Annotated in this window: 14 protein-coding genes and 1 pseudogene; all 15 read left to right on the top strand. The window is 42.3% G+C overall.

The window, feature by feature from the left end; translation table 11 throughout:
* The first annotated feature begins 25 nt into the window (after positions 1-25).
* Positions 26-1,396, top strand: coding sequence for an ABC transporter substrate-binding protein (locus NST74_RS17325; protein WP_341113514.1), 1,371 nt, complete (start codon positions 26-28; stop codon positions 1,394-1,396).
* Between the two features lie 103 nt (positions 1,397-1,499).
* Positions 1,500-2,390 carry a carbohydrate ABC transporter permease gene (locus NST74_RS17320; RefSeq protein WP_341113512.1) on the top strand — a complete coding sequence of 297 codons (891 nt, stop codon included), beginning with the start codon at positions 1,500-1,502 and terminating at the stop codon, positions 2,388-2,390.
* A gap of 12 nt (positions 2,391-2,402) precedes the next feature.
* A complete protein-coding gene (locus NST74_RS17315) occupies positions 2,403-3,311 on the top strand; it encodes a carbohydrate ABC transporter permease (RefSeq protein ID WP_341113510.1) in 909 nt (302 codons plus the stop codon).
* Positions 3,312-3,323: 12 nt separating this feature from the next.
* Positions 3,324-4,184 carry a metallophosphoesterase family protein gene (locus NST74_RS17310; RefSeq protein WP_341113508.1) on the top strand — a complete coding sequence of 287 codons (861 nt, stop codon included), beginning with the start codon at positions 3,324-3,326 and terminating at the stop codon, positions 4,182-4,184.
* The gene (locus tag NST74_RS17305; protein ID WP_341113507.1) at positions 4,181-5,383 is read left to right on the top strand and encodes a Gfo/Idh/MocA family protein; all 1,203 of its coding nucleotides are present in this window, start codon (positions 4,181-4,183) and stop codon (positions 5,381-5,383) included. Before NST74_RS17310 ends, NST74_RS17305 begins: the two co-directional genes overlap by 4 nt.
* A gap of 2 nt (positions 5,384-5,385) precedes the next feature.
* A complete protein-coding gene (locus NST74_RS17300) occupies positions 5,386-5,901 on the top strand; it encodes a GNAT family N-acetyltransferase (protein ID WP_341115917.1) in 516 nt (171 codons plus the stop codon).
* A gap of 161 nt (positions 5,902-6,062) precedes the next feature.
* Complete coding sequence (locus NST74_RS17295) at positions 6,063-7,091, top strand: ROK family transcriptional regulator (RefSeq protein ID WP_341113505.1); 1,029 nt, start codon at positions 6,063-6,065, stop codon at positions 7,089-7,091.
* Between the two features lie 19 nt (positions 7,092-7,110).
* Positions 7,111-8,313: an MFS transporter gene (locus tag NST74_RS17290; RefSeq protein WP_341113504.1), complete on the top strand. Its 1,203-nt coding sequence runs from the start codon at positions 7,111-7,113 to the stop codon at positions 8,311-8,313.
* A gap of 65 nt (positions 8,314-8,378) precedes the next feature.
* Entirely contained in the window at positions 8,379-9,470 is a 1,092-nt protein-coding gene (locus NST74_RS17285; protein ID WP_341113503.1) for a glycosyltransferase, read from the top strand.
* Entirely contained in the window at positions 9,470-10,090 is a 621-nt protein-coding gene (locus tag NST74_RS17280; protein WP_341113502.1) for a glycerol-3-phosphate acyltransferase, read from the top strand. The genes NST74_RS17285 and NST74_RS17280 overlap by 1 nt, the downstream gene beginning before the upstream one ends.
* Positions 10,091-10,122: 32 nt before the next feature.
* Positions 10,123-10,688 (top strand): annotated as a pseudogene (locus tag NST74_RS17275) (ABC transporter substrate-binding protein); the annotation flags it as partial.
* A gap of 29 nt (positions 10,689-10,717) precedes the next feature.
* The gene (locus NST74_RS17270; RefSeq protein ID WP_341115916.1) at positions 10,718-11,083 is read left to right on the top strand and encodes a cupin domain-containing protein; all 366 of its coding nucleotides are present in this window, start codon (positions 10,718-10,720) and stop codon (positions 11,081-11,083) included.
* A gap of 118 nt (positions 11,084-11,201) precedes the next feature.
* On the top strand, positions 11,202-11,624 hold the full coding sequence (locus tag NST74_RS17265; RefSeq protein ID WP_042128610.1) for an SRPBCC family protein: 423 nt from the start codon (positions 11,202-11,204) through the stop codon (positions 11,622-11,624).
* Position 11,625: 1 nt separating this feature from the next.
* On the top strand, positions 11,626-11,958 hold the full coding sequence (locus tag NST74_RS17260) for an ArsR/SmtB family transcription factor (protein ID WP_042128608.1): 333 nt from the start codon (positions 11,626-11,628) through the stop codon (positions 11,956-11,958).
* 169 nt (positions 11,959-12,127) lie between these two features.
* Positions 12,128-12,322: a hypothetical protein gene (locus NST74_RS17255; protein ID WP_042128606.1), complete on the top strand. Its 195-nt coding sequence runs from the start codon at positions 12,128-12,130 to the stop codon at positions 12,320-12,322.
* The last annotated feature ends 147 nt before the right edge of the window (positions 12,323-12,469 follow it).

Genomic DNA, 12,469 nt, shown 5'->3' with positions numbered 1-12,469 from the left:
CAAGCGAAAAAAGGGGTTAACAGAAATGCTTAAGCAAACCAAAACTATTCTAACACTACTATCCATCTCAGTGCTGGCATTAGCGGGCTGTGGACAATCTAATAACAGTACGGCTGAAGCCAAAGAAAATAGCGCTCAACCCACAGCAATCGCTGCAACTCCGGAATCCACAGAGACTCCAGCCGCTAAGCCTGTGGAGATTACATTTTATTATCCAGTTAATGTGGGTGGCCCTCTTACTAAAGTAATCGATGGGATGGCTAGTGCATTCATGGAGCAGCACCCGGAAATTAAGGTTAATCCCGTGTACACAGGTAATTACGGTGACAATACCGTAAAAATTCAAGCGGGTGTGCAGGCCAAACAGCCACCGGATGTGGCGGTCATGATGTCAACAGAGCTGTACAGTATGCTCGATATGAATGCAATCATTCCGTTGGATGATTTTATTGCAAAGGACACGGATATTCAGATGGCTGATTTTTATCCCGCCTTTGTAGAGGATACACAGTCTGAAGGTAAAACGTACAGCTTGCCTTTTCAGCGGAGCACGATTGTTATGTATTACAACAAAGAAATGTTCAAAGCCGCAGGACTTGATCCAGAGAAACCACCCACTACATGGGGTGAGCTTGTAACCTATGCTAAGAAGCTGAACAAAGACGGTCATGTAGGACTGGAAATTCCGGGCAATGATGATTCGTATTGGATGTTCCAAATGCTTGCTCGGCAAAATGCTTCCGATCCGAAGCAAAACATAATGTCCTCCGAGGGCAAAAAAGCGATGTTCGATACGCCGGAGAATGTGGAGGCATTGCAATTCTGGTTAGATTTGTCCCATAAATATAAGGCGATGCCGGAAGGTGTTATTGATTGGGCCACGGTTCCGACAGATTTCATTCAAGGCAAAACAGCCATGATGATGCATACAAGCGGCAACTTAACCAACGTAAAAAATAACGCGAAGTTCGAATTCGGGGTAGCGTTCCCGCCCGCACAAAAGCAATTTGGATCACCTACAGGCGGTGGTAACTTGTATATTTTTAAGGGAACATCTCCAGAGAAACAAGCCGCAGCTTGGGAATTCGCCAAATACATGACGGCTTCAGAACAGGCTGCCCTCTTTAGCAGCTCATCCGGTTATGTTGGTGTAAGAAAATCCGCTTACGATACAGATGAAATGAAGAAATATACGGCGGATTTCCCGCAAGCTTTGGTGGCGAGAGATCAATTGGAATACGCGTTCCGAGAATTGTCCACTCATAATCATGGTAAAGTATCGACGGCAATTACGAATCAGATTCAAGCGGCATTGGCAGGAGAGATTGTTGCAGCAGGTGCGCTCAAAAAAGCGCAAGCAGAAGCAGAACAGGCACTTGCTCCCTTCAATAAGTAGTCTTTGAGGTATGGGATACGCCAGGACAGCTTGATAGCTTGTCCTGGCGTCCTTCCTTTATTCAATAATCGTAGAAACCTTAATCATGGAAGGATTGAATGGTATGAATGCCGGATGGAGTGAGAGGCTTAGACGAAACGGATTCGGCTGGGGACTTGTGTTGCCTTCGCTGCTCTTCCTTTGCTTGTTTACTTATTACCCTATGTTTAAATCGCTTTGGCTTAGCTTTTATGAGAAAAATTTAGCGACTCCTGAGCCTTTGTTCGTCGGTTTTGACAACTACATTAATCTATTGCATGACAATGTATTTATGAAGGTGTTCAGCAACAATATATGGTTCGCCATTGGCACAGTACCCACTTCATTGGCTTTGGCTTTCTTGATGGCACTGTTTGCTGATAAGGCGATAAAAGGGCGGGGACTGGCACGTCTTTCCTTTTTCTATCCGAATATGATCCCGATGATCGCTGTGGCGAACATCTGGTTGTTTCTGTATACCCCTCATTTTGGGCTCTTTGCCAGACTGGCTTCATGGATCGTGGATCAGCCTGTGAATTTGCTGGGAACACCTGATACAGTGATGGGCGCATTAGTCATCATGATGATCTGGAAAGAAGCCGGATATTTTATGATTTTCTACTTAGCAGGAATGCAGCAAATTCCCAAGGATTTATATGAAGCCGCTGCAGTAAGCGGAGTCGGTACGTTCACTGCCATTCGTAGAATCACAATTCCGCTCACGATGCCGACTACACTGTTCGTGGCCGTTGTAGCGATAACGAATTCCTTTAAGCTGGTAGACCATCTCTGGATTATGACAAAGGGCGGTCCGAATAATGCGAGTAACCTGCTGCTTTATTATATCTATGAGTCGACCTTTAATTTCTACGATCAAGGGATGGCCGCATCAATGACGGTGATCATGATCGTACTGCTGCTCCTTATTTCCTCCCTGCAGTTTTTTGGTTGGGATCGGAAAATCCATTATGAATAGGAGGTGGAATCCATGGAGGATAATCCACTAAAGCTGCCCTTAGTATTAAGGCAGAATAGCAGTAAAGCTTTAGAAGAGGAGCGCATTCTAAACTCCGAAAGAACGAAGCGCCGAATCCAGCAGATCCTGTGGCATGCGGTTGGATTTGCTTTTGCCGCGGTCTGGATCATTCCTTTCCTATGGGTGGTAAGAACGGCTTTTCTACCCAAAGATATCGCTATTGACTCGGGATGGTCTTGGAGCTTCACGTTTGAGAATCTGATTCATGTCTGGAATGGAGCACCTTTTGGACGGTTTTTAATGAATACATTGCTGGTGTGCGGTGTTGTTCTTGCTGTGCAGCTGGTTACGATGACGATGGCTGCTTATGCGTTCGCGCGGGTATGTTTCTTCGGAAAAGATCTGCTATTCATGTTATTTTTAGTGCAAATTATGGTGCCACCGGATGTTCTTATCTTTTCCAACTATCAGGTGTTGAACGAAATGGGTTTGCTGGATACTAAGCTAGGGATTATGCTTCCTTACTTTGCCTCCTCCTTTGGAGTGTTTCTGTTAAGGCAGTCCTTCAAGCAGTTACCTTATGAGCTCGATGAAGCCGCCCGGGTGGAAGGCGCTTCACGACTGCATATTCTTTCAAGAATCTATGTCCCTTTGTCACGCCCCATTTATGTGTCTTTTGCTATCGTGTCGGTCAGCTTTCATTGGAATGATTTCTTGTGGCCCCTTATTGTAACCAATTCAGAGGAGAATCGCTTATTAACCGTAGGTTTGGCGATGTTCGCAAAAGCCACGGAAGCTGGTGCACAGTGGTCGGATGTCTGCGCGGCTACGCTAATTGTTTCGGCACCCTTAATGATTGGATTCTTATTGTTCCAGCGGCAAGTGATAGGAAGTTTTATGAGCTCTGGCATTAAAGGTTAGGAGGAGGCATTTATGAGGCTGGCGATTATCGGGGACTTACACTATCCGGACGAATTGTTAAACAACAAGGTTTTGATTAAAGAGGCACGAGATGCTTTTTACGAGCAATTTATGAATCTATTCTTGTCCATTCCAGCTGATTATCATATTTCTGTGGGGGATATGGTTCATGCGGGAGAATTTAGCGAATTTAATTATATCCTGAGTAAGATTAAAGACAGCAAACATCCTAGACGTTTTCTGCATGTTCTTGGCAATCATGATACGTACACTTATCCTAAACAAGAAATCCTCTCGGTCACTCGGCAGCAGCGATACAGTGTTATCGAAGAAACAAATGCGATCATTATATTGCTGGATACCGCACGGGAAAATCGAGATGATTGGAGCGGAACCCTTGATGATGAACAATTAGCCTGGCTCGAAGCACAAATGAAGCGGAAATCGGAAAAGCCTTTATTCGTTTTCGGCCACCATCCTCTGTATAATACGACAGCTAGATCCACCGAGCCAATGATGTCACTGGATCCCAGCTTGGATATTTGGCCGATATTGAAGCAGTGGCAAGGTGTGGGCTTCTATTTCAATGGCCACAATCATGTACATTCCATCGTAAGTAAAGAAAACTGGCATTTCATTCAAACGGCCTCTATTCTGGATATTCCTGCTGCTCGAATCCTTACTGTGCTTGAAGATGAAATCAGGTTAGAGATGGTTAATCTGGCCAGCGAGCAATTGAGTAAGTGGTCTTCATTATTTACCTTCAGCATTTTTGATTATGAAAAATATCCGCAGGCTGAAGGAGAGACAAGAGATCAGGAACTAATCATCAATCGGGTTCAAATGGACAGAAGGCAGGTGGACCAGCAATGAATCGTCAGCCAGTAAGATTAGCGATCGTAGGTGGGAATCGCGGGGCCAGTTTTATGAATGCACTGTACTCTCTATCGGATCGGATACATCTGACCGCCACTTGTGACTTGAATGAGTGGGTGCTTAACCAATGGAAAGAGAAATTTCCGGAAATTCGAACGTATCGGGATTATCATGAAATGCTAAAAGATTCAGCGATTGATGCGGTATTTATCTTAAGCCCCATGCATTTGCATGCCAGACAATCTATTGATGCTTTAAAAGCAGGAAAACATGTCCTAAGCGAAGTGATTTCGATCCAATCCTTAGAGGAAGCTTGGGAGCTTATAGAAACTGTTGAACAAACCGGACTTAAATATATGATGTCTGAAAATTACTGTTTCTCGCGCTCTAATCTAACGATTAAACATATGGCGGATCAAGGCATGTTCGGTGAAATTACTTATCTGGAAGGCGGCTATATCCATGATTTACGTCATTTGACTCATCATCCGGATGGTTCTCTGACTTGGCGGGGGCAATTACATCAACAGTATAACGGGATCAATTATCCGACGCATTCTATAGGGCCAGTAGCGCATTGGATTAACCTCAATAAGCCTAATGGAGATCGCCTAAAAAGCGTCTCGACTTTTGTTTCCAAATCTAGATCCTTACAATATTATTTTGGAGAGTATTATGGAAAAGATCACCCGGCAGCACGGGAAGGATTCTGGCGGCAAGGAGATAGTGCGGTTGCGGTCATTGAAACGGAAAAGGGCGTGCTAATTGAACTGCGCGTAGACTGGTCCTCCGTTAGACCCCATAATAAAACACATTATTTGCTGCAAGGAACTGAGGGAGCGTATATTACGGGTCGTCATCAGTACGAAGAGGATTTGATCTGGTTCAAGAATCTCTCGCCCAAAAATCTAGCGGATGGAGAGGAAATGTGGGAGCCGTTAAGCAGCTATCAGCCACTCTATGATCATCCAACATGGAAAAAATGGGGCGAATATGCTGCTGGGACGAAACACGGCGGAGGTGATTTTATGGTGCTTGAGGAATTCATTTCTGCTATTCAGGAGGATCGGACGCCTTCAGTGGACGTATATGATGCCGTTACTTGGAGCTCTGTGTTTACATTGTCTATGGAATCAGTAGAGAATGACGGGAAAGCAATAGCCTTTCCTGATTTTAAATCGAAGGTGAGGATTTGACGGTGGATCAGGCCCTCTCCAAGCTTGTAATGAAAAAAGAAATGTTGTCCGACTTACCTGTTTTTCACTGTCCTAACGGGTATCTAATTCGTCATTTCGAGCCGGATGATGAACGGAACTGGGAGGAGCTTATCCGCCATTCTTTTACGAGGGAAGTTAAATTTGAACATAAAATCAGTGATCATGTACCGCTTTATTCTGAGCGCTTGCTGTTCATTTGCCGTGGGAATCAGCCTGTTGCGACAGCTACGGCCTGGGAGTCGGGTAGTGAGGACCATAAGAACTGGTACTTGCATATGGTTGGGGTGCTTCCAGAATATTCCGGTAAAGGACTCGGTTATGCTGTGAGTCTAGCTGTCTTACACAAAATAAGAGATTCAGGGGGAAAGGTGGCATGTTTAGAAACCGATGATTTCAGACTGCCCGCCATCCGCATTTATTTGAAATTAGGATTTCAGCCTGTGTACTTGGATGAAAGCCATCCTGGAAGATGGGAACGAATCTTGAAAAGGCTTTAAATTTGTTGATAATTAGGGGGGCTTCGTGCCCCCTTATTCATGTTGGAGCTTCAGAGGGGCCGCATCCAAAATTATGTTGTCGTTAAGTTGTATTCCTGCTATAGTCATACTGACTTATTAAATGCATTTAATAAGTCAGTATGACTATAGGTGGGTGAGCCATGGCAAGTGATAAACGACTTCCTTCACAGCAATTGAAATCTGAGATTATTCGAGATATTCGAACTGCACTATTAGAACTTGGAAGAGCAACGAAAGCAGAGCTAAACCAAAAATTACAATACAGTTTCCCAACGATTAGTAAATTTCTATTGCAGATGGAAGAGGCAGGGGAAGTAACGGTCATTGGCCTTGATGAGTCTAGTGGCGGAAGAAGGGCAATAAGATACGCCTATAATCCGAATTATCGATTAGGAATGGCTATTTTTTTGGAAAAACATGAAACGAACTATACCATCTATAATTGCATTGGTGAGGTAATCAAAGAAGGGAATTTACCTAGTATTCTTGAGGAAGACGTTAGTACACTCGTCTCGCTTATTGAAGGTGAAAAAAAGGCCAACCTTAAGATTCATTCCGTGGCGATTGGTGTTCCAGGTGCAGTGAATCATGGGAAGATTTTTCTGATCCCGGGTTATAAGAAATATCAGAATCTAGATTTAAAAAGCTATATAGAAGATCAACTCTCGATCCCGACCATTGTGGAAAATGATATGAATGCCGCTGTAATCGGTTATATGGCGCAAAGAAATTTGAAGGAGAATATTTCTCTGATGTATCTGTATTTAGGGAAAAATGGTCCGGGAGCTGGGATAGCGGTTAATGGTGAAATTGTTCGGGGAAAGACGTTTTTTTCAGGAGAAGTTCAATATATGCCCCAGTATGACAATCGGAATTTCATAGAAGCATTAACTGGAGATCAAGGTGGATCAAGCATGCAGGCGGATCATAAAGTAGATGCGATTAGTCGGTTAGTGGCTACTATGACCTCTATTTTGAATCCGCATTATATTATTTTTTGTGAGGATGAATTAGCTCCAGCTATGGTTAATCAAATCGCTGAGCGAACTGCTACATACGTTCCTAAGGAACATCTTCCGGAATTAGCGGTAAGTGACTTGAAGCGTGATTATCTGAATGGATTACAGAGTCTTGGATTAGGTTTATTAGTTTCACAACAAATAGATTAGAACCCTTAAGGAGATAACGATGGCAACTTTTTTTCTAATTATTATTTATTTAGCATTTATTAGTTTAGGACTGCCAGATTCATTGCTTGGATCCGCATGGCCGGTGATGAGAATGGATTTAAATGCTTCATTAGGTACTGCTGGAATCCTCTCGATGGTTATTGCAGTAGGCACGATTGTATCCAGTTTGATGAGTGGTGTAATCCTCAAACGTTTTGGTACGGGGAAAGTGACCCTTGTAAGCTGTATCATGACTGCTGTAGCGTTGCTTGGTTTTGCATGGTCACCTTCATTAGTCTGGTTAATTGTTGCTGCGATTCCACTAGGTTTAGGTGCAGGATCTGTAGATGCCGGATTAAACAGTTATGTTGCTACGCACTATAAAGCGCATCATATGAGTTGGTTACATTGCTTCTGGGGTGTAGGCGCTACACTGGGGCCTATTATTATGGGATCTTTTATCTCTGGAGAAGGTCTATGGCGACAAGGTTATCTTACGGTTGCTTATATTCAATTGAGTTTAGTGGTTATTCTATTCGTCACGCTGCCTTTATGGAAAAAAGTGGCTGGGAACAATAGCAATCCAAATGTTGAAAGTGATCATGACTTCAATCAGTCTGAGCTAGAACATGCAGCTGAGAACACAAAGCCTTGGAAACTAAGAGGGGTAAAACTAGCGATGTTAACCTTCTTATTTTATTCTGCCATTGAAACGAGTATGGGGTTATGGGGGAGCAGTTTTCTTGTGAATATCAAAGATGTCCCTGCATCGACTGCTGCTACATGGGTGTCGTTTTTTTACCTAGGGATTACTTTTGGTAGAATGGTGACGGGCTTCATTACTTTTAGAATGAGTAATAAACAGCTAATTCGATATGGTCAACTTATTGCTTTAATCGGTACAATATTGTTAGTACTGCCGCTTCCAACGATAGTTTCACTAGTAGGATTTATGATTATAGGTCTGGGGTTAGCTCCTATTTTTCCATGTATGCTACATGAAACCCCAGTACGTTTCGGGAAGAAGCATGCCCAGTCGATTATGGGCTTTCAGATGGCAACGGCTTATACAGGTACCACGCTGATGCCGCCCTTTATCGGCTTACTCGCCTCGAATTTTACGCTGGGTATTTTCCCTGCGATGATTGTTTTTTTCGCAATAGTCATGCTCTTATGTACAGAGAAGCTTAATCAAAATTCAGCTAAAGTAAATGTAGGTTAAATTTGAAATGAATATATTACGGACTAACCCTTCATATATATAGATGTAGAAGGGGGGAACTGTAGATGTGGTTGTTCATTGTAATAGGCGTTGGATGTCTCTCCGGTTTTATTTTGTTTAGAAAGAATACTTTGATCACTTCTCATGAGCCTATGCAAGGACGGGAGAAATTGTCCATCATCATTCCCGCAAGGAATGAAGAATATAATTTGCGCTTTCTGCTCGATTCACTTCAGTCTCAAACCATTACACCTTATGAAATTATTGTGGTTGATGACTTCTCGGAGGATCGGACCAAAGAAATTGCTGAGAGCTATGGGGTTAAGGTTATTACGAACAGTACTCTCCCTGAGGGATGGACGGGGAAGAGCTGGGCAGTCTGGAATGGATATTTACAAGCCTCGGGCGATATCTTTGCTTTTTTGGATGCGGATATCCGATTAAAGCCTAACGCTTTGGCGTCATTATTAACAGCAAGGGAGCTATCGAAAGGTGTCATTTCGGTAGTTCCTTTTCATCATACAGAAAAGCTGTTTGAGAAGCTCGCCTTAATCATGAATATGCTGGGGATCTTCACCTTCACTTCGGTTTTTGAACGGAACAACGCCAAAAAAGGACTGTACGGCTCATGTATTCTAGCTTTAAGGCAGGATTATGAAAAAGTTAATGGCCATCTAAGTATTAGATCTGAAGTGCTGGATGATTTGTCTTTAGGAGAGAAGTTTATCTCGGCCGGTGTTCCGATTCGAAATTTTATCGGTTATGGCTTAGTATCGTTTCGCATGTATCCGAAGGGGATCAAAAGTGAAATTGAAGGCTTCAGTAAAGGGGCCGTCTTAAGCACCTCAACATTAAGTCCACTGACGATTGTTCCAATTGCACTTTGGGTGGTTGGACTTATTGTTTCAGAAACCGTATTTGTCTTTGCGAACACTTCATGGTTTATGCCTTTATTGATAGGTTATCTTCTTTATATGTTTCAGCTCTTTTATTTTATTAAGTATGTAGGGGTATTCGGCATCGTTATTCCTGTATTTCACGTGGTGGCTACTCTTTTCTTTATCTTGATCATGCTATATTCGATTTATCAGGTCGTTTTTCTAAGGCATGTAAGCTGGAAAGGAAGGCATATCCAGGTGGGAGGCCATAGGGACTAATGATCATATTGTGGATCGCGGGTTTATTTGTGTCGGGATCTCTTATGTTTTCCTATTGGCTTGGGCTGGCGCGTAAAAAGAATCTAAAATTCATAGGCGACGGTAATCCGGGGGCTTTGAATCTATGGAAGTCGTCCGGTTATAAATTCGGCATTTTAGGTATTATTTTGGATTTTCTAAAAGGATATTTGCCTCTTTTATGGGTAATGGAAAGTCATTATAGTGAAAGTTATCTCATTGTTCCGTTAGCTTTAGCTCCCATTGCGGGTCATGCCTTTTCTCCCTTTCTTAAAGGAAAAGGTGGGAAGGCGATCGCCGTGACCTTTGGGGTATGGAGTGCGTTGACAGGATTCAAAGCTTCCTTAGCGTTAGCTGTTATTTTAGCAGTGCTGAAAGTGAACGGTAGTTGGTACAATCGCAGAGTCAAAACTCCTGTAACGGATGGTTTACAAGTGGTAAGCGGAATGCTGCTGCTTTCCGTTTATCTGTATATCAGTAAGTGGTCTGCTCCTATTTTGTGGGTGTGGTTTGGGAGCTTTGTGATCCTTGTCTATACGCACAGATTTGAATGGCGTACGTGGCTACGGAAATATTCAACAAGGGAACGAAAAAGAACATAAAGGCTTGGTATAAACAAGGGTATCCCAGCAGCGTGTATGATTCACTAGAAAAAAACACCAGTCATTACATTAAAATACAAGGACATTTATGAAGATTGGCAATATGGACTCCGTACAGTAGCCAAGATTATTGGCAAAGAAGACGAAGCGGAAAAAGTAATTGATAAAATGATGAAAGATATTACAGCTGGGAGTGAAACATTAAAGTCGATGGAAAGAGAGACAGTAGCGCTTATATTGTCTTGGGATGGAAAAACTTTTAATGTTCTAGGTGAAGGGAATCCGGTCTATAAACTTGCGTTTGATAAAGAAAAGGGACTGGGGCTTACACCGGATGATACATATACAAGTAAAAATAATGAATTTACTTCATTTGAAGGAATATCAGCTGTTCAAGCAGACCATATTTTCCTTATAGGTGACATTACAAAAAAAGGAGGAATTAATGAATAACTTAAAACAAAGTAATGTGTGGAATGCTATGAATGCCGTAAAGAAAGGCAATGTCTATTTAATGGATAACTCCGCTATTACTGGTGGATCATTAGCTATTGATTACGCTTTACAAAATATATTATCCGCCTTGCTTAAGCGCTAATAAGCTGAGGAAGATTAGTAGTGATTATTATCCGTTATCAAGCTATTAATCTGAAAGATAAGTTATCTAAATTTAACGACCTTTGGTCTCCCAAAGTCATTGGTGAAATGATTGACAATCAATTTAAACTTATTAAGATCATTGGGGATTTTGAATGGCATGTTCATCAAGATACCGATAAGGTATTTTTCACGCTCGAAGGGGAGATGATCATTGATTTCCGTGATGGTCAGGTTAAAATCTCCAAGGGTGAGATGTTTATTCTCCCAAAAGGAGTCGAGATGAAGCCATCCGCCGAAAAGGAATGTCATATCATGTTGGTGGAGCCTAAAAGCGTAGGAAACACTGGCGGTACTGAGTCCGAATTAACAGCAGCCAATGATACTTGGATCTAGTTAAGGCTTTCCTCCGCTATTCCCTTAAGGTTTCTGAAAATTGACATAACACCAAATGGTGTTATAATAAAAATGAAACCAGAAGGTGTTACATTAAAATGAATTTTGGAGGAAATTTATGCAAACTCAAGGACCACTACAAGATATTCGTCAAACAATTACACTCAATGCGCCCATTGAAAAAGTATGGAAAGCTGTTTCCACTGCTGAAGGAATAGCTGCCTGGTGGATGCCAAGTACATTCGAGCCGGTGGTAGGCCATGAGTTCATTCTACATGCTGGACAATTCGGGGATTCCCCTTGTAAAGTTACAGAGATTGATGAGCCGAACCGTGTCGGTTTTAATTGGGGGAAGGATTGGCATCTTGCCTTTGAATTGAAAGAAATTGATGGGAAGACGGAGTTCACCGTGATTCACTCTGGATGGGACCCTGAAAAGGTAACTGAATTTGGTCAACCGCATCCAATCGTTCGTGGCTTTATGAACGGCGGCTGGGAGAAAATCGTCCAAGAAAAACTTCCTGCTTATATCGAGGCTTAAGATGCCAGTCGCTGAATCTGGGCATGATGTATTTCAAGCGATAGCAGATCCTACCCGCCGTAGTCTGCTAAAGCTGCTTGCTAATAAGGAAATGTCCATAGCATCTATCTCGGACTGCTACCCGATCAGCCGAACTGCTGTTAACAAGCACTTACAAGTATTGTCCGATGCGCAGCTTGTTAGCAGTCAGAAAGTCGGCCGGGAGACTCGGTACAAGCTTCAGCCAGAGCCTTTACTGGAGCTTCAAGATTGGCTTACCTTTTTTGAACAATACTGGGCGAATAAACTGTTTGCGCTTAAAGAATATGTTGAAGCAGACCATAACAATGAATGATAAACCGAGAGGCGTGTGATCGCGCTTCCCGGTTTTTTTGATTATTGAACACGGAAGATTAGAAGAAGCGCCGATTTGTGAAGGATTTTAATAGACAACACAACTATAGTTGCTTGTTAAACCTCATAATTCTCTTTATTCTAAAAGGTAATTATTGGAGGTGAGTTTAATGTCAGAAAACGTTAATCAAGATGGCACTCAACCAGAAGAAAAGCTGCAATTGGAAGAATTGCAGGAAGAAGTCAAATCTCTTAGTGACGCAGAGATGAAGGAAGTCTCTGGTGGATTAGGTGGGAATAGAGATCAATTGAAAACTACGACATCTAGTGCTATCAAAAATGGAAGAACAATCTTTAATGGTTAGTTGTATCTCTTGCATTTAAGCATTGATTACAACCACTTCATGATGCTGTATATGGGGTGGTTTTTTATTATGATATGTCTTTAGAAGAAATCATCGTACACTTAACAACACAACTATAGTTGCTTGTTAAACCTCGTTATTCCCTTT

Source organism: Paenibacillus sp. FSL F4-0125 (assembly GCF_038008565.1).
Taxonomy (GTDB): Bacteria; Bacillota; Bacilli; order Paenibacillales; family Paenibacillaceae; genus Paenibacillus_AQ.
Note: the sequence above shows the minus strand (reverse complement) of the source record. Positions and strands in the feature narration are given on the sequence as shown.

Bases quoted from the DNA above. Each gene is read 5' to 3' on its own strand.
- NST74_RS17285 (WP_341113503.1), top strand. From the start codon at position 8,379: ATGTGGTTGTTCATTGTAATAGGCGTTGGATGTCTCTCCGGTTTTATT.
- NST74_RS17305 (WP_341113507.1), top strand. From the start codon at position 4,181: ATGAATCGTCAGCCAGTAAGATTAGCGATCGTAGGTGGGAATCGCGGG.
- NST74_RS17310 (WP_341113508.1), top strand. From the start codon at position 3,324: ATGAGGCTGGCGATTATCGGGGACTTACACTATCCGGACGAATTGTTA.
- NST74_RS17325 (WP_341113514.1), top strand. From the start codon at position 26: ATGCTTAAGCAAACCAAAACTATTCTAACACTACTATCCATCTCAGTG.
- NST74_RS17290 (WP_341113504.1), top strand. From the start codon at position 7,111: ATGGCAACTTTTTTTCTAATTATTATTTATTTAGCATTTATTAGTTTA.
- NST74_RS17280 (WP_341113502.1), top strand. From the start codon at position 9,470: ATGATCATATTGTGGATCGCGGGTTTATTTGTGTCGGGATCTCTTATG.
- NST74_RS17295 (WP_341113505.1), top strand. From the start codon at position 6,063: ATGGCAAGTGATAAACGACTTCCTTCACAGCAATTGAAATCTGAGATT.
- NST74_RS17255 (WP_042128606.1), top strand. From the start codon at position 12,128: ATGTCAGAAAACGTTAATCAAGATGGCACTCAACCAGAAGAAAAGCTG.
- NST74_RS17320 (WP_341113512.1), top strand. From the start codon at position 1,500: ATGAATGCCGGATGGAGTGAGAGGCTTAGACGAAACGGATTCGGCTGG.
- NST74_RS17260 (WP_042128608.1), top strand. From the start codon at position 11,626: ATGCCAGTCGCTGAATCTGGGCATGATGTATTTCAAGCGATAGCAGAT.
- NST74_RS17315 (WP_341113510.1), top strand. From the start codon at position 2,403: ATGGAGGATAATCCACTAAAGCTGCCCTTAGTATTAAGGCAGAATAGC.
- NST74_RS17265 (WP_042128610.1), top strand. From the start codon at position 11,202: ATGCAAACTCAAGGACCACTACAAGATATTCGTCAAACAATTACACTC.